Annotated in this window: 17 protein-coding genes; 7 read left to right on the top strand and 10 right to left on the bottom strand. The window is 72.2% G+C overall.

All coding sequences use genetic code 11. The features are described from left to right. Positions 1-662: 662 nt before the first annotated feature. Both typA and ABT288_RS29150 read right to left on the bottom strand, forming a co-directional pair. Positions 663-2,570: a translational GTPase TypA gene (gene typA, locus ABT288_RS29145; protein WP_351613741.1), complete on the bottom strand. Its 1,908-nt coding sequence runs from the start codon at positions 2,568-2,570 to the stop codon at positions 663-665. A 153-nt stretch (positions 2,571-2,723) separates the two neighbouring features. Then, positions 2,724-4,928, bottom strand: coding sequence for an ABC transporter family substrate-binding protein (locus ABT288_RS29150; protein ID WP_351613744.1), 2,205 nt, complete (start codon positions 4,926-4,928; stop codon positions 2,724-2,726). A gap of 314 nt (positions 4,929-5,242) precedes the next feature. Between ABT288_RS29150 and ABT288_RS29155 the strand changes: the two genes are divergently transcribed. From ABT288_RS29155 to ABT288_RS29170, 4 genes are read left to right on the top strand one after another with little or no spacing between them, the layout of a single operon-like run. Next, the gene (locus tag ABT288_RS29155; RefSeq protein WP_351613747.1) at positions 5,243-5,533 is read left to right on the top strand and encodes an Rv0250c family protein; all 291 of its coding nucleotides are present in this window, start codon (positions 5,243-5,245) and stop codon (positions 5,531-5,533) included. A 28-nt stretch (positions 5,534-5,561) separates the two neighbouring features. Then, the gene (sdhC, locus tag ABT288_RS29160; protein WP_351613750.1) at positions 5,562-6,383 is read left to right on the top strand and encodes a succinate dehydrogenase subunit SdhC; all 822 of its coding nucleotides are present in this window, start codon (positions 5,562-5,564) and stop codon (positions 6,381-6,383) included. 18 nt (positions 6,384-6,401) lie between these two features. Then, complete coding sequence (locus ABT288_RS29165) at positions 6,402-8,339, top strand: fumarate reductase/succinate dehydrogenase flavoprotein subunit (protein WP_351613752.1); 1,938 nt, start codon at positions 6,402-6,404, stop codon at positions 8,337-8,339. Next, a complete protein-coding gene (locus tag ABT288_RS29170) occupies positions 8,336-9,106 on the top strand; it encodes a succinate dehydrogenase/fumarate reductase iron-sulfur subunit (RefSeq protein ID WP_351613755.1) in 771 nt (256 codons plus the stop codon). Before ABT288_RS29165 ends, ABT288_RS29170 begins: the two co-directional genes overlap by 4 nt. On the opposite strand, the gene ABT288_RS29175 is transcribed toward ABT288_RS29170, so the two are convergent. Then, a complete protein-coding gene (locus ABT288_RS29175; RefSeq protein WP_351613757.1) occupies positions 9,087-9,395 on the bottom strand; it encodes a hypothetical protein in 309 nt (102 codons plus the stop codon). The two genes, ABT288_RS29170 and ABT288_RS29175, sit on opposite strands and share 20 nt — an antisense overlap. Before the next feature lie 82 nt (positions 9,396-9,477). Continuing rightward, a complete protein-coding gene (locus ABT288_RS29180; RefSeq protein WP_351613760.1) occupies positions 9,478-10,665 on the bottom strand; it encodes a glycoside hydrolase family 18 protein in 1,188 nt (395 codons plus the stop codon). Positions 10,666-10,745: 80 nt separating this feature from the next. Here ABT288_RS29180 and ABT288_RS29185 point away from each other — a divergent pair, with 80 nt between their 5' ends. After that, the gene (locus ABT288_RS29185; protein ID WP_351613763.1) at positions 10,746-12,308 is read left to right on the top strand and encodes a hypothetical protein; all 1,563 of its coding nucleotides are present in this window, start codon (positions 10,746-10,748) and stop codon (positions 12,306-12,308) included. A 52-nt stretch (positions 12,309-12,360) separates the two neighbouring features. Here ABT288_RS29185 and ABT288_RS29190 read toward each other — a convergent pair whose 3' ends face one another. The 5 genes from ABT288_RS29190 to ABT288_RS29210 form a co-directional block, all read right to left on the bottom strand. After that, on the bottom strand, positions 12,361-14,946 hold the full coding sequence (locus tag ABT288_RS29190) for a SpoIIE family protein phosphatase (RefSeq protein ID WP_351613766.1): 2,586 nt from the start codon (positions 14,944-14,946) through the stop codon (positions 12,361-12,363). 271 nt (positions 14,947-15,217) lie between these two features. Then, on the bottom strand, positions 15,218-15,679 hold the full coding sequence (locus ABT288_RS29195) for an ATP-binding protein (RefSeq protein ID WP_351613769.1): 462 nt from the start codon (positions 15,677-15,679) through the stop codon (positions 15,218-15,220). Between the two features lie 66 nt (positions 15,680-15,745). Continuing rightward, the gene (locus tag ABT288_RS29200) at positions 15,746-16,156 is read right to left on the bottom strand and encodes a (deoxy)nucleoside triphosphate pyrophosphohydrolase (RefSeq protein ID WP_351613788.1); all 411 of its coding nucleotides are present in this window, start codon (positions 16,154-16,156) and stop codon (positions 15,746-15,748) included. A gap of 126 nt (positions 16,157-16,282) precedes the next feature. After that, positions 16,283-16,474: an SPOR domain-containing protein gene (locus tag ABT288_RS29205; RefSeq protein ID WP_055709733.1), complete on the bottom strand. Its 192-nt coding sequence runs from the start codon at positions 16,472-16,474 to the stop codon at positions 16,283-16,285. Between the two features lie 1,103 nt (positions 16,475-17,577). After that, positions 17,578-18,330: a GntR family transcriptional regulator gene (locus tag ABT288_RS29210; protein ID WP_351613772.1), complete on the bottom strand. Its 753-nt coding sequence runs from the start codon at positions 18,328-18,330 to the stop codon at positions 17,578-17,580. Positions 18,331-18,805: 475 nt separating this feature from the next. Between ABT288_RS29210 and ABT288_RS29215 the strand changes: the two genes are divergently transcribed. Together ABT288_RS29215 and ABT288_RS29220 are read left to right on the top strand one after the other, a co-directional pair. Then, on the top strand, positions 18,806-20,023 hold the full coding sequence (locus ABT288_RS29215) for a serpin family protein (protein WP_351613774.1): 1,218 nt from the start codon (positions 18,806-18,808) through the stop codon (positions 20,021-20,023). Positions 20,024-20,075: 52 nt separating this feature from the next. After that, a complete protein-coding gene (locus ABT288_RS29220; RefSeq protein ID WP_451335045.1) occupies positions 20,076-21,296 on the top strand; it encodes a serpin family protein in 1,221 nt (406 codons plus the stop codon). Here ABT288_RS29220 and ABT288_RS29225 read toward each other — a convergent pair. After that, entirely contained in the window at positions 21,259-21,699 is a 441-nt protein-coding gene (locus ABT288_RS29225) for a MarR family winged helix-turn-helix transcriptional regulator (protein WP_351613776.1), read from the bottom strand. The genes ABT288_RS29220 and ABT288_RS29225 overlap by 38 nt on opposite strands. Positions 21,700-21,728: the final 29 nt, after the last annotated feature.

Below are 21,728 nucleotides of genomic sequence, written 5' to 3' on the forward strand. Positions count from 1 at the left end.
CCTCAATGAGTCCATTGGTTCACCACATGGAGGGGCACAAGACGCATCACCGTCACCGGTGCTTGCGATCGTCAGGTGCCCCCGCGCTCGTGAGTCGGCGCCGCCAGCGGCGTGACCCTTTTTGCTCCGAGCTCTACGCGCCTAACTATCTGCCATGTGAACCGGCGTGAACCACACCCTCAAGGTCTCGGTTCGATCACAGCTGTCGCGAACTTCTTCCAAAATCCGGACAAACGGTTAGGCGAAAGATCCCTGCGAAACGGACTTGTTACACAACTATCGGGCCCAGTTGTCCGTATAGCGGACAAGTGGTGGTAGAAAACCGGTTGCGCGAATCGGCTGCGTGGGCATGCCCGGCGCGATCGACATCACGCCGGGACGTATCGCAGTGCACCGGGTCAGGTCGGGACGCATCGGACCGAGCGCTCGGACAGACCGGCGCGAGGGGCCAACAACCGCAGATTCCGGTCACTCTAACAACGTCGCACGGCGGCCCGGCCCCCTCGCGGGGATCTGACGCCCCGTCGTAGGGAAAACCCTCTACGCCCCTGACCTCCACCGACGCCTTTGACGGCGCCCGGAACGGCACGAGGGCCCGCCCGGCGGTCGCCGGACAGGCCCTCGGTGCGTGCACGGCCCGCGAACGGCCGTGTCCCGGCACGTCAGCCGTGCTTGGCCCTGCTGGCCGCACGGGCGCGCTCACGCTGGTCCAGGTTCACCTTGCGGATGCGGACCGCCTCCGGGGTCACCTCGACGCACTCGTCGTCACGGCAGAACTCCAGCGACTGCTCCAGCGACAGCTTGCGCGGCGGCACGATCGATTCGGCCACATCGGCCGTCGAGGACCGCATGTTGGTGAGCTTCTTCTCCTTGGTGATGTTGACGTCCATGTCGTCGGAGCGGGAGTTCTCTCCGACGATCATGCCCTCGTACACCTCGGTGCCCGGCTCCACGAACAGCACGCCGCGCTCCTGGAGGTTCGTCATCGCGAACGCGGTGACCGCGCCGGCGCGGTCGGCGACCAGCGAGCCGTTGTTGCGGGTCTGCAGCGTGCCGAACCAGGGCTCGTGGCCCTCGTGGATGGAGTGGCCGATACCGGTGCCGCGGGTCTGGGTCAGGAACTCGGTCCGGAAACCGATCAGACCACGCGAGGGCACGACGAACTCCATGCGCACCCAGCCGGAACCGTGGTTGGACATGTTGTCCATGCGGCCCTTGCGGACACCCATCAGCTGCGTGACGGCGCCCATGTGCTCCTCGGGCACGTCGATCGTCATGCGCTCGACCGGCTCGTAGACCTTGCCGTCGACGTCCTTGGTGACGACCTGCGGCTTGCCGACGGTCAGCTCGTAGCCCTCCCGGCGCATGGTCTCGACCAGGATGGCGAGCGCCAGCTCACCACGGCCCTGCACCTCCCAGGCGTCCGGGCGCTCGGTGTCCAGCACGCGCAGCGAGACGTTACCGATCAGCTCGCGGTCCAGGCGGTCCTTGACCTGGCGGGCGGTGACCTTGCGGTCCTTCACGGCCGCCTTCGCGTCGGCACCCTTGCCGGTGCCGCCGCGGCCGACCAGCGGCGAGGTGTTCGTACCGATGACCATGGAGATCGCCGGCTCGTCCACCGTGATCAGCGGCAGCGGGACCGGGTTCTCGGTGTCGGCCAGCGTCTCGCCGATCATGATGTCCGGGATACCGGCGACCGCGCAGATGTCACCGGGGCCGGCCTTCTCGGCCGGCTTGCGGGTGAGCGCCTCGGTCATCATCAGCTCGGAGATGCGGACGTTGCTGATGGTGCCGTCGCGCTTGATCCACGCGACCGTCTGGCCCTTGCGCAGCTCGCCCTGCTCGACCCGGAGCAGCGCGATACGGCCGAGGAAGTTGTCGGCGTCGAGGTTGGTGACGTGGGCCTGGAGCGGCGCGTCCTCCTCGTACGTCGGCGCGGGGATGTGCTCCAGGATCGTGGAGAAGAACGGCTCCAGGCTGTCGGAGTCCGCCGGGACCGTGCCGTTCTCGGGCTTGGTCAGCGAGGCGATGCCGTCCCGGCCGCAGGCGTAGACGATCGGGAACTCGATCTGCTCCTCGTCCGCGTCCAGGTCCAGGAAGAGGTCGTAGGTCTCGTTGACGACCTCGTCGATCCGGGCGTCCGGGCGGTCCGTCTTGTTGATGCACAGGATGACGGGCAGCCGGGCCTGCAGCGCCTTGCGCAGCACGAACCGGGTCTGCGGCAGCGGGCCCTCGGAGGCGTCCACCAGCAGCACGACACCGTCCACCATGGACAGACCGCGCTCGACCTCGCCGCCGAAGTCGGCGTGGCCGGGGGTGTCGATGATGTTGATGGTGATCGGGTCCCCGCCGTCCTTCGGGTGGTACTTCACCGCGGTGTTCTTGGCGAGGATCGTGATGCCCTTCTCACGCTCCAGGTCGTTCGAGTCCATCATGCGGTCGTCGACGCCTTCGAGCTGATGGGCGGCGAAGGCGCCGGCCTGCTTCAGCATGCCGTCGACGATGGTGGTCTTGCCGTGGTCGACGTGAGCGACGATGGCGACGTTGCGGATGTCGTGGCGCGTGGCCATAGTGCGACGAACTCCCGGGGTGTGAGGATTGCCCTGCGCGTACGTCTGTGTCACGCGGGTCCTGCCGGGCTGGACACGCCACGGCCTCACCCCATGGTACGTGGCCTCACGGGAACCGGCCTCCTCAGGGCTGTGTGATCATCTCCTCGCAGGTCAGCCCTTGGGGCCGGCGGAGGCGCTCGTGGGACCGGCGGGGACCTTCGCGCCCTTCTTCAGGAAGCCCATGTCCTCGTAGACCGGCGTCTGGAATCCGAACGCCCCGGCGTTGACCAGGTTCTTCCGCACCGCCACGAGCTGAGGCCGCTGATAGAGCGGAATGGACGCGGCCGAGGCCCAGATCCTGGCGTCCGCCTTGCGGATCAGCGACACCTCGTCGTCCTCGTCCAGGGTGGCCGCGGCCTCGTCGAACAGCTGGTCCACCTGGTCCGTGCCGACCCGCGTGTAGTTCTGCTCGACGTTCACCGAGCCGTCCGCCGCCGGCACCGGCTTGGCGAACACCGGCCGGTCGTCCGTCGCCGGGAACGCGGAGGACGGCCAGGAGTACAGCGCGAGGTCGAAGTCGCCGGCGGCGATGTGGTCCTTGAAGTAGCTCGCGTCCGGGACCCTGCTGATCGTCGTCCGGATGCCGACCCGCTCCAGCATGGCCGAGATCCGCTCGGCGACCGAGTTCAGCGTCTCGGAGCCGGAGCCGGACGGGAGCACGAAGCGGAGCTGCAGCGGCTTGCCGTCCTTGGCGAGCTGCTGTGCCGCAGCGGCCGCCGGCGCGGCCGTGCCCTGGGGGGCGTAGGCGCCCTGTGCGCCACCGCGCCTGCCCTCCTGGGCCAGGTGCCGGTCGCCGCCGTCCCCCCGTCCGCCGTTCTTGCCGTTCTCGTCGTTGTCCTCGCCGACGATGTACTCGCCGTCCCTGCCGCCGTCGGACTTGTCCTCCCTGACCTTCTTCTCGCCGTCCTTCTTCTCGCCGTCCTTCTTCTCGCTCTTCCTGCCCTCGGGGCCGGCCGCTTTCTGGCCCTTCTTCTGCTCCTTGACCGGGCCGCCCGGCACCCAGCCGGCGTCGGCGAGCAGCTCCTGCGCCTGCTTGGTGTCCTGGCCGCCGATCGCGCCGCTGTTGTCGGTGTACGCGGCCTGCCCGGACAGGGCGAGATGACTGCCGACCGGCACGGCGGGCAGACCCAGCGGGGTGAGGACCAGCCTGGCCAGTTCCCGGCGGTCCAGGGCGCGGGCGACGGCCCGGCGGACGCGTTCGTCGGCGAGGGGCCCCCTGGAGCCGTTCAGGGCGAGCTGGGTGTAGGCGGCCTCCAGCGACCTGCGGACCTCGACGTCGCGCAGCGCCTGCTGTTCGTCCAGGTACTCGGAGATGGCCTTGCGCAGCTTCTTCCGGCCGGCCCTGACGTCGTCGGAGTCGAAGTCGTGCGCCCGCGCCCATGCGCGCAGCTGCTTGACCGAGGTCTTGCCGGAGCCCTGCAAGGGGTTCGCCGCGCTGTGCGCGGCGAGCCCGATCCGCTGGGCGTCACCGGGGTCGACGTCGGCGACGTCCACGCTGCCGTCGGCGAGCGCGGCGGCCCGCTTGTCGCGGGGTACGGCGTGCAGCACGATCTCGTTCAGCTTGGCGGGCCGGCCCCACCAGCGCGGGTTGCGGGTGAGGACGACGTCCTTCTTGGCGGTGTCGACCTTGTCCACCTTGAAGGGCCCGGCGGTGACCTGCAGCTTGCGGCGGGCGCCGTCGTTGAAGGCGTCCGGAGTACCCATGACGTCCTTCGGGTACAGCGGGGAGAACAGCGACTTCCAGTCGGCGTACGGGCGGGAGAAGGTGACCCGGACCTGGAGGTCGTTGGCGCCGCGCTCGATCTTCTCGATGCGGTCGTAGCCGGCGTTGCGGGCCGTCCAGTACGAGCTGTTCTTCCCGGACAGGGCGCGCCACTGGGCGACGAAGTCGGCGGCGCCGATCTCCCGGCCGTCGCTCCACACGGCCTGCTGGTTCAGCTTGTACAGCACGACCTGGCGCGGCTCGGTCTCGATGACCTTGGCCGACTCCAGGTAGGCGGGGTTGGGCACCGGCCGGCCGGTGGCGTCCAGCCGGAACATCGACGGCAGGACCGCCTGGGCGATGCGACTGGTGCCGGCGTCGGCGTCGGCCTGGAAGGTGTTCAGGGTCTCCGGTACGGCGTCGACGGCCCACTTCAGGGTCCCGCCGTCGGCGACCAGGTCGCGGGCGACCGGGGCGATGTCCTGCCCGGCGAGGGGCCCCGCCACCTTCTCGTCGGAACCGCATCCGGCGAGGAACGGCACCGCGAGCGCGCCGGCGGTGAGGAAGGAGACCGAGCGCATCACCGCACGCAGTCCCACGCCGTGGTGGTACATCTCTGCTACCTCCGGGAAGCCGCGGGTTTATGCTCGCTTGTGTCGGTATGTGGAGCTGATCACCTTTGGCGGTATATGGAGCTGATCAGATCTATGCGGCCCACTGAAGAGGAAAGGATCCGGCCACAGCGGGCGACACGGCGACGGCGGGTGGTAACCCCACCCGTGTGGCGCAACACCACCGGAGATGCACCAGTGCGCCTCCGCCAATCGCTGCACACGCCTTCACATCGACAGGTGTGACGCGCAACACTCCAAGGCGCATGAACGTTGCCGCGCAGGGCCCGCCGGATCCGCGGAAGTGAGGGCAAGTCATGTCCGTGCACGACGACATCACCTCGGTCCAGCGCTCTCTCGACGATCTGAACCGGTCGCTGGGACGCCTGGAACACCAGCTCGGCAGCGGCGGCCTGGAGATGCGCCGGGTCCGGTTGGACGCCGACCATCTGCGCGAGAGCGTGGCGCTGCTGCGTGAGGCCGCCACCACCGGGGAGGCCCCGCGCCGCCCCGACCTCGTCACCATCTCCGACACGCCGTATGACACCAGCCTGTGGGTGGGCTCGGACGACGAGGGCCTGGGCGCCCGCGACCGGCACGCCCCCTGAACCGACCCGAACCGACCGGAGTCATCCCTTGGCCACTGGTACGGAACCCCAACAGAACAGCGGCGGCGTACGAGCCGGTGCGCGCGCCGCGATCACGGCCCCGCATCTGCGGACCGACCGCTGGTGGCTGGCGCCCGCCGTCACCGCGGCCGGTCTGCTGGCCTTCGTCGTCTACTCGACCTGGCGGGCCTTCGCGAATGCGGACTACTACGCGGCGCCGTACGTCTCGCCGTTCTACTCGCCGTGCCTGGCGAGCAACTGCCGGACCATGCACGCGGGCCCGAACGCCGATCTCTTCGGCAGCTGGTGGGGCATCTCCCCCGCGATCATCATCCTGATCTTCCCGCTCGGCTTTCGGCTGACCTGCTACTACTACCGCAAGGCGTACTACCGCAGCTTCTGGGCGTCCCCGCCCGCCTGCGCCGTCGCCGAGCCGCACAAGACGTACACCGGTGAGACCCGCTTCCCGCTGATCCTGCAGAACGTCCACCGCTACTTCTTCTACGCGGCCCTGCTGGTCGCCGGCGTGCTCACCTACGACACCGTGCTGTCCTTCCGGGACACGCACTACCGGTGGGGCCACATGGGGCTCGGCACCCTGGTGTTCCTGGTCAACATCGTGCTGATCTGGGCGTACACGATCTCCTGCCACTCCTGCCGGCACATCGTCGGCGGCAAGCTCAAGCACTTCTCCAAGCACCCCGTGCGCTACGGGGCGTGGCAGTTCGTCGGCAGGCTCAACGCCCGGCACATGCAGCTGGCCTGGGCGTCGCTGCTGAGCGTGGCGTTCGCCGACTTCTACGTCTATCTCGTCGCGTCCGGGGTCTTCGCCGACCCGCGCTTCTTCTAGGAACAGGTGAGCCGTCTGATGTCCGTGGTGGACCGCCAGGAGTGGGACGTCGTCGTGGTCGGTGCCGGCGGCGCCGGGCTGCGGGCCGCGATCGAGGCGCGCGAACGGGGCGCCCGTACGGCGGTGATCTGCAAGTCGCTGTTCGGCAAGGCGCACACGGTGATGGCCGAGGGCGGCATCGCGGCGGCCATGGCCAACGCCAACGAGCACGACAACTGGCAGGTGCACTTCCGCGACACCATGCGCGGCGGCAAGTTCCTCAACCAGTGGCGGATGGCCGAGCTGCACGCGCAGGAGGCCCCGGACCGGGTGTGGGAGCTGGAGACCTGGGGCGCGCTGTTCGACCGTACGAAGGACGGCCGGATCTCCCAGCGCAACTTCGGCGGCCACGAGTACCCGCGGCTCGCGCACGTCGGCGACCGTACGGGCCTGGAACTGATCCGCACGCTCCAGCAGAAGATCGTCGCCCTGCAGCAGGAGGACTTCAAGGAGACCGGGGACTACGAGTCCCGGCTGAAGGTCTTCCAGGAGTGCACGGTCACGCGGGTCCTCAAGGACGGGGACCGTGTCTCCGGTCTCTTCGCCTACGAGCGCGAGACCGGCCGCTTCTTCGTCCTGGAGGCCCCCGCGGTCGTGATCGCGACCGGCGGCATCGGCAAGTCCTTCAAGGTCACGTCCAACTCGTGGGAGTACACGGGTGACGGGCACGCCCTCGCCCTGCTCGCGGGCGCGCCGCTGCTGAACATGGAGTTCGTGCAGTTCCATCCCACCGGCATGGTCTGGCCGCCGTCGGTGAAGGGCATCCTCGTCACCGAGTCGGTGCGCGGCGACGGCGGGGTCCTGCGGAACTCCGAGGGCAAGCGGTTCATGTTCGACTACATCCCGGACGTCTTCAAGGAGAAGTACGCCGAGTCGGAGGAGGAGGCCGACCGGTGGTACGAGGACCCGGAGAACAACCGGCGCCCACCGGAACTGCTCCCCCGCGACGAGGTGGCCCGCGCCATCAACGCCGAGGTCAAGGCGGGCCGGGGCTCGCCGCACGGCGGGGTCTTCCTGGACGTGTCCACGCGGATGCCCGCCGAGGTGATCCGGCGCCGGCTGCCGTCGATGTACCACCAGTTCAAGGAGCTGGCGGACGTCGACATCACGGCGGAGGCGATGGAGGTCGGGCCGACCTGCCACTACGTGATGGGCGGCATCGCCGTCGACTCCGACACGGCGGCGGCGCGCGGGGTGCCGGGCCTGTTCGCGGCCGGTGAGGTGGCCGGCGGTATGCACGGCTCCAACCGGCTCGGCGGCAACTCGCTCTCCGACCTGCTGGTCTTCGGGCGCCGGGCGGGCTGGCACGCGGCGGAGTACGCCCAGGGGCTGGCGGATCGGCGTCCGCCGGTGGACGACGCCCAGGTCAACACGGCCGCGGCGGAGGCCCTGCGCCCGTTCTCCGCCGAGGCGGACCGGGAGGGCGAGGCGGGCCCGCCGGAGAACCCGTACACCCTGCACCAGGAGCTCCAGCAGACCATGAACGACCTGGTCGGCATCATCCGCCGCGAGGGCGAGATGGAGCAGGCCCTGCGCAAGCTCGCGGAGCTGCGGGGACGCGCCCGCCGGGCCGGGGTCGAGGGCCACCGCCAGTTCAACCCCGGCTGGCATCTGGCGCTGGACCTGCGGAACATGCTGCTGGTCAGCGAGTGCGTGGCCCGTGCGGCCCTGGAGCGCACCGAGTCGCGCGGCGGCCACACCCGCGAGGACCACCCCACGATGGACCGCAAGTGGCGCAACGTGAACCTGCTGTGCACCCTCGCCGACCCCACCGGCGGCCTCGCGGCGACCGACTCCGGCCGCGGCCAGGTCCGCCTCACCCGCGAGACCACCGCCCCCATCCGCCCGGACCTGCTCGCCCTCTTCGAGAAGGAGGAGCTGGTCAAGTACCTCGCCGAAGAGGAGCTGTACGAGTGAGCAGCTACGAGGCCCGCTTCAAGGTGTGGCGGGGTGATGAGCAGGGCGGCGGCCTGGAGGACTTCACCGTCGAGGTGAACGACGGCGAGGTGGTCCTCGACATCGTCCACCGCCTCCAGGCCACCCAGGCCCCCGATCTGGCCGTGCGCTGGAACTGCAAGGCCGGCAAGTGCGGTTCGTGCTCGGCGGAGATCAACGGCCGCCCCCGGCTGATGTGCATGACCCGCATGTCGGTCTTCGACCGCGCGGAGACCATCACCGTCACGCCCCTGCGCACCTTCCCGGTGATCCGCGACCTGGTGACGGACGTCGGCTTCAACTACCAGAAGGCGCGGGAGGTTCCGGCGTTCGTGCCGCCCGCCGGGCTGGGCGCCGGCGAGTACCGGATGATGCAGGAGGACGTGGACCGTTCGCAGGAGTTCCGCAAGTGCATCGAGTGCTTCCTGTGCCAGGACACCTGCCATGTCGTCCGCGACCACGAGGAGAACAAGACGGCATTCGCGGGCCCGCGTTTCCTGATGCGGATCGCCGAACTCGACATGCACCCGCTGGACGCGGCCGCGGAGACCGGCCTGGACCGGGGGCGCACGGCCCAGGGCGAACACGGCCTCGGCTACTGCAACATCACCAAGTGCTGCACGGAGGTCTGCCCCGAGGGCATCAAGATCACCGACAACGCGCTGATCCCCATGAAGGAGCGCGCGGTCGACCGCAAGTACGACCCGCTGGTGTGGCTCGGCTCGAAGATCAGGAGGCGGTCCTCCTAGGAGCGGGGCGACCGGGGCGCTGGGAGAGAACCTGGACCACCGTGCCCGCCATCCACAGGCACCACCCGGCGGCCGGAAGGGCGCCCAGCCCCGCGTCGGCGAGCGGCCCGAGGAACATGAACAGGCCCAGCCCGACCGCGTTGGCCAGCGCCCCGTACCCCCACAGCCGGGGCCGCAGCACCCGGCGCCGGGCCAGTGGCGGTATCCACTCCGCCACCACGGCCAGGGCGCCGAGCACGCCCATGAACGCCACCGCCGGCACGCCCGCCACCACCAAGAACATGTGCATGCCGATCATGCTCCCACCCGTGCCGCCCCAGCGGCACGACTGCCCGCAGCCACGGGGAATTGCTGTCGTGTTCCGGTCACCGTCACCGGACCCAGTCTTCCCGATAGGCCGTCCAGTCCGCCTCGGTGGCCGCGAAGTCGACGTAGAGGGCGACGCCGAAGCGGGCCCGGTCCCTGTCGGTGCGGGACAGGCCGAGGCGGACCCCGCGTACGGCGGCCGGGACGGTCTCGGCTCGGGCCCGGTGGCCGAAGCGGTTCTCGTGGTAGAAGGGCAGGCCCATGAGCAGGTCGGTGGACTCGGGGGTGACCTCCAGGGCCAGCGAGGTCTGCTGGGCGACATAGCCGCCGTACAGGCTCTGCAACGGCTGCATGGTGTCGTACGACATCACCGCGATCTGGTCGACGCGCCGCGCGACCTGCCCGAAGTACGCCTGCGACCACCACTTGGGGTGGCCGGTCACGGTGCCCCAGAAGGAGTGGAGGGCCGGCAGCGGATCGATCTGGTGGGCGGCGACGGAGAGCACGGCGTGGTGGGCGCGGGTGACGCGGTGCAGGGCGTCCAGGAGGGCGAGGTAGTTCCGGTCGCCGGAGTGCAGGGGCTCCAGGTCGAAGTGGGCGCCCTGGAAGCCGGCGGCGAGGATCTGCCGGGTGGACTCGACGACGGCAGCGCGGGTGGCGGGGCGCTCCAGGTGCATGGCGTACGGCTTCTCCGGGGCGACCTCGTCGCCGAGCCAGGCCTGCACACGGATGTGCGGCGCCCGGCGGCGCAGGGCTTCCGTGAGCCAACGGGCCCTGGGATACGCCGACTCGGGGAGCGTGCCGTCGTGTTCCAGGGGACCCGCGTGGACGTACAGGTCACGGATGCCGGTGTCGCGCAGACGGCCGGCGAGCGCGGTGACGTCGGCGTCGGTCCTGCGGCCGTCGATCCAGGCGTGGCCGAGCCAGACGGCGTCGCGGCCGCGGGTGTACGTGCCGCTGTCGGGGGTCCCGGTGTAGTCGAGGCGGAGGGCGGTCTCCGCGGCGAGGGTGGGAAGGAGCAGCAGGAGGACGAGGGCGAGCGCGGTGCGCCTGAGTGTGCGCGCCCATGTGCGTTTCCGGCTCCTGTCGGCGGGGCGGCTTTCGTCCCCGGGTGCGGGCGGCCCCTGTGGGCTTTCCTCGGCGTCGGCGGCCTCGGGCGGTCGTGGCGTGGGCGCGCCGGTACGCCCGTCCGCGCCTCCCCCGTCCGTCGTCGCCGCTTCCGTTTTCGCCCCGTCGCCGTCTCTGGTGTCCATTCCTGCCCCCTGCCCATCCCGTCCCCCACCCGTATCCATCCCGCTCGCGAAGGCGCCTACCTGCCCATACGCTCCAAAATGTGACGTCCTCCCCGATCCGCGGCCGGCCCCGGCGCGCCAAGGCGCACATATGGGTGCGGGTGGCGCATGCCGTGGTGGGTGTCGTGGTCGGGGCCGGGTGGCTGGTGTTGCCGGTGATGACGGGCGGTGCGCAAGATCCGGTTCCCGTGACGCCCGCCGGGACCGTCGCGAGCGCCACCGCGCCGCAGCAGGACGAGACGTCCGCCACCGACCTCCTGCTGCCCCTCATCGCGGTGGTCGCCGCCGTGGGGCTGGCCGGATACGGCTACCTGCGCCGCACCCGCCGCGCCCGTACCCGTACGACCCCCGGGATCGTCTCCGTCGCCCCGCCCGCGCCCACTCCGGCCGACTCCGAGCGCCAGGCGCGCGCCGCGCTGGTCCTCGCCGACGACTGTGTCCGCACGAGCCGGGAGGAACTCTCCTTCGTCCAGGAGCGGTTCGCGCGAACGGACACCGAGCCCTTCGTCGACGCGCTGCGGGCCGCCGAGACCGAGCTGGCGGCCGCGTGCGCGATCTGGCGTCGGTACGAGCAGGGGGTCCCGGAGGACGACGTGGCCCGGCGGCAGGCGCTGGTCGGCGTGGTCGGCCGGTGCGCGGAGGCGGGGCGCCGGCTGGATGCCCAGGCTCCCGCGCTGGACCGGCTGCGGCGGCTGGAGGAGCCGGAGCCGGCCGGAGCGCTGGAGGTCGCCGAGCGGCGGTTCCGGGAGCTGACGGGGCGGACGCCGGCCGCCGAGGAGACCCTGGCCACCCTGCGCGACCGCTGCACTCCCGCGGCCGTCGCGCCCGTCACCGGGTACCTCGAACAGGCCAAGGACCGGCTGGTGTTCGCCACCTCGCGGCTCAACGAGGCCCGCCAGTCGGCCGACGCGGGCGACGGCGCGCGGGCCGCCGGGCAGCTGCGCGCCGCCGAGGGCGCGGTGGCCCAGGCCGACGTCCTGGTCACCGGGGTGGAGCGGCTCGCCGCGGAGCTGCGGGAGGCGGCGGAGCTGGTGCCGGCCGCGCTGACCGGCGCGGAGGCGGAGATCGCGGCGGCCCGGAAAGGGGGCGTTGTGGTTCCGCTGACCAGCGGTGAGCTGCACGCCCGGCTGGCCCACGCGGACGGCGTGCTGGCCGCCGTACGGGAGGAGCTGACGGCGGGCGCGTACGACCCGCTGGACGCCCTGCGCCGGATCGCGCGGGCGGTGGAGCGGCTGGAGACGGGCCGCGCAGGTGCGCCGGCCGCCGCTGCGCTGCTCGTGGCGAGGAGTTCCGTCGCCGGGGCGGAGGACTTCGTCACGGTGCACCGGGGTGCGGTGGGCCCACAGGCGCGGGTCCGCCTGGCGGAGGCGGCACGCGAACTGGGCGCGGGTCACGCCGGCCAGGCCGATGCCATCGCCCGCGAGGCCCGGGACCTGGCCGAGCAGAACGTACGGGCCCACGGCAACCCGCACACGGGCGCCGACGGAGACGCACCGGGCCTGGCCGCTGCGGTCCTGGGCGGAGTCCTCCTGGCCGAGGACCCGGACGGCGGGCCACCGGCGAGCTACGGCGGCCCGGAAACACGGTCCCGCCGCAGCCTCTGAGCAGCTGCCCGGCCGATCGGGCCGTCCAGGTCCGAGCCCCGGGTGGCCGGTGTCAGAAGAGGCTCAGCAGAGCCTCCGCCGGGTCGGTGAGGCCTGCCTCTCCGCCGGGGAGCGGCAGCTCGAACCACACGGTCTTGCCGCGAGGCGTCCGGCGCGAGCCCCAGGCCGCGCTGAGCAACCCCACCAGCTGCAGCCCCCGGCCGCCCTCGTCGGTGTCCCGGGCCCGTCGGCGCCGGGGCTGGACCAGCCCGGAGTCCCACACCTCGCAGACCAGGGTGCGGTCCAGCAGCAGCCGGAGCCGTATCTCCCCCTCGCCGTACCGCAGCGCGTTGGTGACCAGCTCGCTGACGAGCAGTTCGGTGGTGTCGACGAGCGGCTCCAGGTCCCAGCTCAGCAGCTGTCCCCGGGCATACTCCCGCGCCCGCCCCACACTCCGCGGCTCACGCGGCAGCGTCCAGTCGCCGACGGACTCGGCCGGCAGCCCCTGCACCCGCGCCATCAGCAGCGCGATGTCGTCCTCGCCGTGGTGGGTGTCGAGGGTGTTGAGGACGTGGTCGCAGACGTCCTCCAGCGGGCGGGAGGGATCGGTGAGCGCGCCGACGAACGCCTGCAGCCCCTCGTCCAGGGGGTGGTCGCGGGACTCGACCAGGCCGTCCGTGTACAGCGCCAGCAGCGCGCCCTCCGGCAGCTCGACCTCGACCTCCTCGAACGGCTCGCCGCCCACTCCCAGCGGCATGCCGGGCGGCACGTCCAGCATCAGGGCCGGCTCACCGGGCTCGACCAGGACCGGTGGCAGATGGCCCGCGTTGGCGAACGTACAGCGTCTGGTGACGGAGTCGTACACGGCGTACACGCAGGTCGCGAGGTAGACCTCGGAGAGGTCGGCGTCGCGGGGCTGGCGTGCCGTGCGCGTCGCCTGCTGCACCCCGCCCGGAGTGCCCAGCCCCCGCGCGATCTCGTCCAGCGCCGAGAGCACCTCGGCCGGTTCGAGATCCAGCAGCGCCAACGTCCGTACGGCGGTGCGGAGTTCACCCATCGCGACCGCCGCCCGCAGACCCCGCCCCATCACGTCGCCCACCACCAACGCCGTACGGTGGCCCGGCAGTTCGATCACGTCGAACCAGTCGCCGCCCACCTCGGTCGCGGCGTTGCCGGGCAGATAGCGGCAGGCGATGTCCAGCCCGGAGGCCTCGGGGTCGCCCGGCGGCAGCAGCGAGCGCTGCAGTATCAGCGCCCGCTCGTGCTCCCGGCGGTACAGGCGCGCGTTGTCGATGCAGACCGCGGCGCGCGCGGCCAGCTCCACCGCCAGGTCCCGGTCGCGGTCGCCGAACGGCTCGCTGCCCTTGGTGCGGGCGAACTGGGCGAGGCCGACGACCGTGTCGTGGGCGACCATCGGCACGGCCAGCGTGGACTGCACGAGCCCGCCCTCCTCGGGCGGTACGGCTTGCGGCCGGGCGGTGCGCAGGGCGTCCGCGCAGGGCGAGTTGAAGGGGAAGTGGTGGACCGCGCCGACCTCGACGGGCTCGCCGGCGACGGCGAAGGGCGCACCGGAGACGGCGCTCGCGAAGGCGACGCGGCGCAGTTCGGCGCTGCCGTCCGTGAGTCCGGGCGGGGTCTCGTCGCCGGTGAGCAGGCCCTGGTAGAGGTCGACGGTGGCGAGGTCGCAGAATCCGGGGACGACGACGTCGAGGAGTTCCCGGGCCGTGGTCTCCAGGTCGAGGGAGTTCCCTATGCGCGCGCCGGCCTCGTTGAGCAGGGCGAGGTTGCGCCGGGCGGCGGCGGCCTCACGGGCGGCGGCCCGGCGGGCGGTGATGTCGGTGCCGAGCCAGGCGATACCGATGGGCCGGCCGCTGCCGCTGTGCACACGGTAGAGGTTGACGGACCAGTGCCGGCGTTCCTCGGAGCCGGGGACGTGACCGGTGACATGCATGTCGGTGATGGACTGGCCGGTGTCCAGCACCCGCCGCAGGGTGGCCGAAACCCGCTCGGCCTCACCGCGCGGCAGATAGTCGTGGACGCCCTTGCCCCGGTGGTCGTCCGGGGTGCCGCCGAAGGTGGAGGCGAAGCGCTCGTTGGCCCGACGGACCCTCAGATCGGTGTCGATCAGCAGGAATCCGAACGGGGACTGACCGAAGATGGCCTGGGAGGCGGCCAGATCGGTCTCCATGCTGCGCAGGGTGCGGACGTCCACGACGATACACACGGCGGCCTTGTCGCCCTCGGCGGTCCGGGTGGGCATGACGTAGACCTCGGCCAGGCCCTCCTCGCCGCGCCCGCCGTCCGCCCTGTCCGGCATCCGGAAGGGCACGACCCCGGTCCACTCCCGCCCGTCGAGGATTTCGGCCATCTTGCGCTGGCCGCGCTCGCGCAGGTCGGGGTCGATGAAGGCCTCTATCGGGTCCATGCCGACGGCGCGTGCGGCGGGGATGCCGAAGAGCTGCTCGGCGCGCAGGCTCCACTGGTCGACCAGCCCGCCTGGACTGATGGAGAAGGACGCGACCTTGATGTAGTCGTAGATGGAACCGGGCGGACTGCTCTGCCACATGGCGTCGCCGGGTGCGGCGGCCTCCGCGGCCTGGTTCCTCGCGCCGTCCGACGGGTCCTCGGACTCCGTGGCCTTCGCTGGTATCTCGCTCACGCGAACCGTCCCCTCCAGCTCACCGCGCCCGGCACCGGTCACCGACAGCGGCTGCCCGCAGTATCCAGCACTACGGCGCCGCACGACACGGTGTTCACGATCACAGCTCGGTCCAGATGTTTTTCGGACCGGTCCGTGACAACACTTCCACTCTTCTAACCAGGGAACACGCCCTCGAATCACGCACCGCGGCGACGGCGGCGCGCCCGCGGCGCACGATGGACGCACCGCCACCCGCTGTACACCCCCGTGCCCCCCGGATGCTTCCGGCTCACCCCGGCACCGTCAGTTCGAACCAGACGGTCTTTCCGCTCGCGCCGGGCCGGGTGCCCCAACGACGCGAGGAGCCCGCGACGAGTTGCAGACCGCGCCCGCCCTCGTCCTCGTCGCGGGCGACGCGTTCGCGCGGCGGGTCGGGCAGCGGGTCGGAGACCTCCACCCGCAGCGCGTCGTCCAGCCCGGCGGGACGTACGAGCCGTACGCCGATGGGGCCGGTGGCGTGCCGCAGCGAGTTGGTGACCAGCTCGCTGACCAGCAACGCGGCGAGATCGGCCAGGCAGTCGAGGTGCCAGCCGTGCAACTGGCCGCGGACCGCGGCGCGGGCGGTGCGCACGGCACCCGGTTCCGCGGGAAAGGTCCACTCGGCGCAGTCGCCATCGGTGTCGATCACGCCGATCACTTCCCAGGCCAGTGAGCCTACCCATGTCCGGTTTCGTGGGGTTAATGGGCACATACCCGATATCCAGGGGGCAGTACCGCGCGGGAGGGCGCACAGTGGCACGAACGGCGTAGGAGGCGCTCAGTGCGGGCCGCTGATGAGCCGGGGTGAGACTTCACGGACCGCCGGGACGTCCTGGTCGAGCCAGTCCACTTCCCAGATCCGGTCCGGGGTCAGCCAGCGCAGTTCGTCATGGTCCTGGAGGGGCCTCGGCGCGGGGGAGCCGGGGCGCAGGCGGGCGGTCCACACCTGCAGGACGTACGGCGCCCGCAGCGGCCACTGGCCGGGCACGCGCTCGACCGCCTCGGCCTCGATGCCGAGTTCCTCGCGCAGTTCACGCACCAGGGCGTCCTCGGGCCGTTCGCCCGGCTCGACCTTGCCGCCGGGCAGCTCCCAGCGGCCGGCCAGGTCGGCGGGTGCGCTGCGGCGGGCGGCGAGCAGTCGGCCGCCGTCGAGGAGGGCGGCTCCCACCACCACGATCCGGTCCTTCAGCGGTGTGCCGGGTGTCATGGGCGTCATGGGGCGGAGCCTACGGGAGGGCGCGCCAGGTCAGTTGGGGCACGTCTCCCCGTGTCAGTTGCAGGCGCCAGGGCCGGGGTGGCCGGCACCGTCCCCGTGTCAGTTCCGGGCGCCGTCCCCGTTCTGGCCGATGCGCTCGACCCAGTAGAGCTGTTTGTGTCCCCGGTCGTCGAGGCTGTCGGCGATCTTCTGGGCCTCGGCGCGGGTCGCGTAGCGGCCGACGCGGTAGCGATTGCCGTTGTCGTCCTGCCGTATCACGATCCAGGGCAGGGAGACCGTCCCCTCACTCATGGTCCCCACCGCCCGCGCCGCTCCTTCTCGCACCACCCCACCAGCCTCCGCTTCCTGTCCCGGGCCCCCGCCGTGCCCCGCCTAAGGAAACCGCAATACGCATATGCCCGAGCGTACGCCCAACCTTTACGCAGCGAACACGCCTTTTCACAAAGAGGTATGCAACCAGCCAGAACGCAGGGGGCGCACGGATGCGAATGCGCCGTCGTGAGCGCCGCTGTCCCGAGTCGGAGGCATATCCGTGTGACCCCTGGTCACCAGGGAAAACGGCCGGATTACGGCGACGGCCGGGGCCCGGACACAGAACGCGCGACCGCCCGCCCTTCACCGGACCGCAGCGAGGGTGTGCGCTACCTCACTCAGGGGGCGCACAGCAGGTCAAACCTCGCGCAAGGGGCGCCGACGGCCAGGGCGGGTGCGGCGGTGGGCACGGCCAGGCGGAGCGACTGTCAGATCCGCGCCAGACGCGAGCCCATTACGGCTGGAGTTGGCCGCCCCGCCCATCACCGCGTCCAGCGAACGCCCCGACGGCCACGGCCCCGCCGTCGCGCACATACGGCCCCACCGTCACGACCCCACGGCCCCGCCACCCCGCGCTCAAGAACCTGCGGCCCCACGGCACCGCACCTCACCACCCGGCACTTCCCAGGCCGCCCACCCAACAGCACCACCCGCCCCAACCCGGCCGCCCGGCACTCCCGGGCCGGCCGCCCGCCACCCGTGCTCCGGCCGGACCACCCATCCCCGCCCCGCACTTCACCCCCACCGCCCCGGCACTCACGGGCCGACCACCCACCACCCGCGCCCCGCAACACCGCCCGCTCCAACCCCGCCGCCCTGCATTCCCCGGCCGACCGCCCACCACCCGCGCTCCAGCCGGACCACCCATTCCCGACCCGCACTTCGCCGCCGCCCGGCACTCACGGGCCGACCGCCGCCCGCCACCCGGGCCCCGCCGGACCACCCGTGCCGCCCCGCACTTCGACCCCGCGACCCACGCTCCTGGGCCGACCGGCACTCGCGGGCCGGCCACCCGCACCCGCACTCCCGCCGAACCACCCGTTCCCGCCCCGCGCCCCCACCGGCACCGCCGTCGGCGCTCCTCACCTCACCGGCAAGTGATAAGCCACCCGGTACCGGTCCGCCGGGATGACCACGTCGGCCGTTTCCACCGGGCGGCCGGAGGCGTAGTACGTGCGGTGGACGACCAGGACCACGTGGCCGGGGACGCCGCCGAGCACGTGCAGTTCCTCGGCGAGGCCGGGACGGGCGCCGACCTCCTCGGTGACGTTGTCCACGATGACGTCGATGGCGCGCATGCGCTCGACCACGCCCATGCCGCCGAGCGGCCCCTCCTCGGGCAGCATCACCGGGGTGCGGCCGGTGACGGCGAGGGGCTCCCACGAGGTGGAGAGCATCATCGGCTCGCCGGCCTCCCGGAACAGGTACTTGGTGCGCATGACCCGGTCGCCGACCTGGAGGCCCAGCCGCTCGGCGATGGCCGCCCCGGCCTCGGCCTGTTCGCTGCTGGACTCCCAGGTGCCGCGCACCGAGGCGTCGGCCTGCTCCTGCCGGAAGGGCGTGGCACCGCTGGAGGGGCGGTATCCGGAGCGGGCCACGCGGCGGGGCACCGGGCGCTCGCGCACATACGTCCCCGAACCGGAGCGGCCCTCGACCAGCCCCTCGGCCATCAGCACCTTGCGGGCCTCGAGCGCGACGGTGTCCGAGACGCCGTACTCCTCGCGGATGCGGGCCTGCGAGGGCAGGCGGGTATGAGGCGGCAGTGAACCGTCGACGATCTTCTTGCGGAGATCACCCGCGACACGCAGGTACGCCGGCTGCTCACCGAAAGTCACTGGCCGCTCCCATCAGGTTGTACAGACAGCAACAGCCTGGCAACCGTGGGTTGTGCCACGCAAGCAAGGGCCAGAGAATCACCCGATGTGATTACGTGGGGCACGGGAAGGCTTTACCCAGGCACTTTCTCCTTATAGATGCATAGATGCGCTCACACGGCCGTGCTCACACCTGGACTGTGCTCACACCTGGGCGCCGTGGCCACACCGGCGGCACCCCGGGGCCGGGGGCGTTGCCAGGCCCAAGGCCTTCCGTACGGTGACCGACCGGTGCGGCTCGATCAGGCCGAGGGCGGTCTCCTGGCGGCCTGGCTGATATGGCCCTTGTGGCTGGTGGGGCTGCAAGACAGCGGTGTGGACACCGGTACCGTGCTCCTGGGGCGGGCGGCGGCAGCGCGCGGGACCGGTGGAGGCCGTGACCGGGCCGACGTGCGACAGACAGGGCATGGTGAGCGGGGCACGAACGGGGGGCGGAATGAGGGGGGACACCCTGCCCGGGAACCGGGTGGGCGACGAGGTCGTCCGGGCGGTGAACGGGCTCACCAAGCGGTGGGCCGCGTCGGCGCAGGACGGCACGGTCTTCTCGGCGGCCGGGGTCTGGCCGCTGCTGGCCTTCCTGGCGGACGGCGCGGCGGGCCCGGCCCGGGCCGAGCTGAGCGAGGCCCTCGGACTGCCGGCGGATCAGGCAGCCGGTGCGGCACGGGAGTTGCTCGGCGCGCTGGGCGCCCTGCCCGGTGTGGGCTCCGCCGTCGGCCTGTGGACGAAACGGACGGTGGAGCTCGTCCCGCCGTGGGAGGCGGGGCTGCCCGCCGAGGCGCACGGCGTGCTCACCGGGGACACCGGCGCCGACCAGCGGGCGCTGGACGCCTGGGCGGCGGACCGTACCGGCGGGCTGATCGACCGGATGCCGGCCACGCTGGACAAGGACACCGAGCTGGTGCTGGCCGGGGCGCTGACGGTGCGGACCCGGTGGCTCAGCCCCTTCGACGAGGTTCCGCTGGAGACGGCGTACGAACCCTGGGCCGCCACCGAGCGGTTGGGCCTGCGGCACAGGAGCACCCTGCCGGACCGGGTCGGCGTCGCCGACACCCCGCACGGCCGGGTCACCGAACTGAAGGTGCTCGGCACGGACGCGCTGGACGTGCATCTGCTGCTGGGCGAGGAGGGGACGGCGCCGGGCCGGGTGCTCGGCGCGGGCGTGGACCTGCTGCACCGGCCGCGCACGGTCGTACCGGGCTCCCGGCTGCCGTACGGGGAGGTGGGCCCCGGGCTGCGGGTGGTCGAGGAGCGCTGCGCGGCCCCCTCCCCGCCGGTCCTGGACGTGCTGACGGCCGCGTACGACGTGACGGCGGACCACGATCTGCTCCAGCGGCACGAGCTGTTCGGGCTGACCACGGCACGGGACGCCCGGCAGGGGCACTTCCCGGGGATCAGCGGCTTCCCCCTCGCCGTCGGCTCGGCCGCACAGAGCGCCCTGGCGCGGTTCGGGGCGCTGGGCTTCCAGGCGGCGGCGGTCACGATGGTGGGGGCGTACGGGGCCGGGATGCCACCACAACTGCGCCATGTGAGGCGGCGGGTGAACGCCGTCTTCGACCGCCCCTTCGGCTTCCTCGCGCTGCACCGGCACTCGCGGCTGGTGCTGGCGGCGGGGTGGGTGACGGATCCGCTGCCGTTCCCGGAGCACCCGGGGTAGCCGGAGGATCCGTGGGACGACGAGTGAGCAAGGCCCTGTGGAAGGACGATCAGTGAGCAAGGTGACCGCCGAGACGGTCCGTGGGGTGAACGGGCTGACGGCCCGCTGGGCGCAGGCCCTGCCGGAGGGGACGGCCTTCTCCGCGCCCGGGGTCTGGCCCCTGCTGGCCTTCCTGGCCGACGGCGCCGCCGGCCCGGCGCGGGCCGAGCTGAGCGGGGCTCTCGGCCTGCCGGCGGATCAGGCGGCCGGTGCCGCACGGGAGTTGTCGGCGGCGCTCGCGTCGGTGTCCGGGCTGGACGCGGCGCTCGGCCTGTGGACGCACCAGGCGCTCACCCTGCGGGAGGAGTGGCGGGCCGGGCTGCCGGCCGGGACGTACGGGGTGTTCGGGGACGACCTCGTCACCGCGCAGGAGCGGCTGGACGCCTGGGCGGCCGAGCGGACCGGCGGGCTGGTGGAGCGCATGCCGGTGACGCTGACCCGGGACACGCGGATGGTGCTGGCCAGTGCCCTGGCGCTGCGCACGACCTGGCGGCAGCCGTTCAGCGAGCTGCCGCTGCGGCCCGGCTCCGGACCCTGGCAGGGGCGTACGCTGCGCGGCCTGCACCGGCGGAGCGTGCGGCCGGACCGGGTGGGTGTGACGGGCACCGCGGACGGCTTCGTCACCGCGCTGACGGTGCCCGGCGACAACGGCATCGACGTCCATCTGGTCCTCGGGGAGGAGCACATGAACCCGGGCCAGGTACTCACGGCCGGGGTGGGGATCGTCGAGCGGGCGCTGCCGCTGACCGGGGGCGGCGCGCTGCCGCACGGGCATGTGGGGCCGGGCCTGTACGTGGAGCAGCAGCCGGCCGTCGAGCCGACGCCGCTGACGCTGGATGTGCGGACGGTGGCGTACGAGGTGCGCGCCGACCACGATCTGCTCGCCCTGGCGGGGCTGTTCGGCCTGACGGCGGCGACGGATGCGCGACACGCCCATTTCCCCGGCATCAGCGACTACCCGCTCGCCATCGGCGCGGCCCGCCAGTCGGCGCTGGCCCAGTTCGGCGCGCTCGGCTTCCGCGCGGCGGCGGTGACCGCGGTGATGGCGGCGCCGGGCGGTGCCCCGCCGCAGTACCGCTACGAGTCGACGGTCGTCCGGGCCGTCTTCGACCGCCCCTTCGGCTTCCTCGCCGTCGACCGCGAGTCGCGTCTCGTGCTGGTGGCGGGCTGGGTGACGGATCCGGCGCCGGAGCCCGTCATGAGCTTCCCGGGCGCTGTTCCTCCAGGACTCTGACGCAGCGGGCGAGCAGCCCGGTCAGCGCCTCGCGCTCGGCGTCGGTGAACTCCGCCGCGAGGGCCCGTTCGACGCGTACGGCGGCCGTGTCGGCCTCGGCCATGACGGCGCGGCCCTCGTCCGTGAGGCGGGTCTCCAGGACGTTCTTGTGCCACTCGTGCGGGCTGCGGGTGATCAGGTCGCGGTCCTGGAGGTTCTTCAGGACCGTGTTCATGGTCGGCGGGGTGACCCCGCACAGCCGGGACAGGGCCGCGGCGGAGATGCCGGGGTTGCCGGAGAGGTGGAGCAGCGCGGCGTACTGGGCGACGGTCAGGCCCGCGGGCTTGAGGACCGCAGTCTTCGTGGCGTTGAGGGCCTGCTCGGCCCGCTTGAGGTGGGAGCCGAGGCGCTCGGACGCGGGCATGGAGGTCACCCGGCCCAGATTAGTGCTTG

This window comes from Streptomyces sp. NPDC001093 (assembly GCF_040298985.1).
GTDB lineage: Bacteria > Actinomycetota > Actinomycetes > Streptomycetales > Streptomycetaceae > Streptomyces.

What these genes read in the sequence shown, in the direction of transcription:
- ABT288_RS29215 (WP_351613774.1), top strand. Translation starts at nt 18,806, where the DNA reads ATGAGGGGGGACACCCTGCCCGGGAACCGGGTGGGCGACGAGGTCGTC.
- ABT288_RS29155 (WP_351613747.1), top strand. Translation starts at nt 5,243, where the DNA reads ATGTCCGTGCACGACGACATCACCTCGGTCCAGCGCTCTCTCGACGAT.
- ABT288_RS29225 (WP_351613776.1), bottom strand. Translation starts at nt 21,699, where the DNA reads ATGCCCGCGTCCGAGCGCCTCGGCTCCCACCTCAAGCGGGCCGAGCAG.
- ABT288_RS29175 (WP_351613757.1), bottom strand. Translation starts at nt 9,395, where the DNA reads ATGCACATGTTCTTGGTGGTGGCGGGCGTGCCGGCGGTGGCGTTCATG.
- ABT288_RS29205 (WP_055709733.1), bottom strand. Translation starts at nt 16,474, where the DNA reads ATGAGTGAGGGGACGGTCTCCCTGCCCTGGATCGTGATACGGCAGGAC.
- ABT288_RS29165 (WP_351613752.1), top strand. Translation starts at nt 6,402, where the DNA reads ATGTCCGTGGTGGACCGCCAGGAGTGGGACGTCGTCGTGGTCGGTGCC.
- typA (WP_351613741.1), bottom strand. Translation starts at nt 2,570, where the DNA reads ATGGCCACGCGCCACGACATCCGCAACGTCGCCATCGTCGCTCACGTC.
- ABT288_RS29150 (WP_351613744.1), bottom strand. Translation starts at nt 4,928, where the DNA reads ATGTACCACCACGGCGTGGGACTGCGTGCGGTGATGCGCTCGGTCTCC.
- ABT288_RS29180 (WP_351613760.1), bottom strand. Translation starts at nt 10,665, where the DNA reads ATGGACACCAGAGACGGCGACGGGGCGAAAACGGAAGCGGCGACGACG.
- ABT288_RS29195 (WP_351613769.1), bottom strand. Translation starts at nt 15,679, where the DNA reads ATGTGCCCATTAACCCCACGAAACCGGACATGGGTAGGCTCACTGGCC.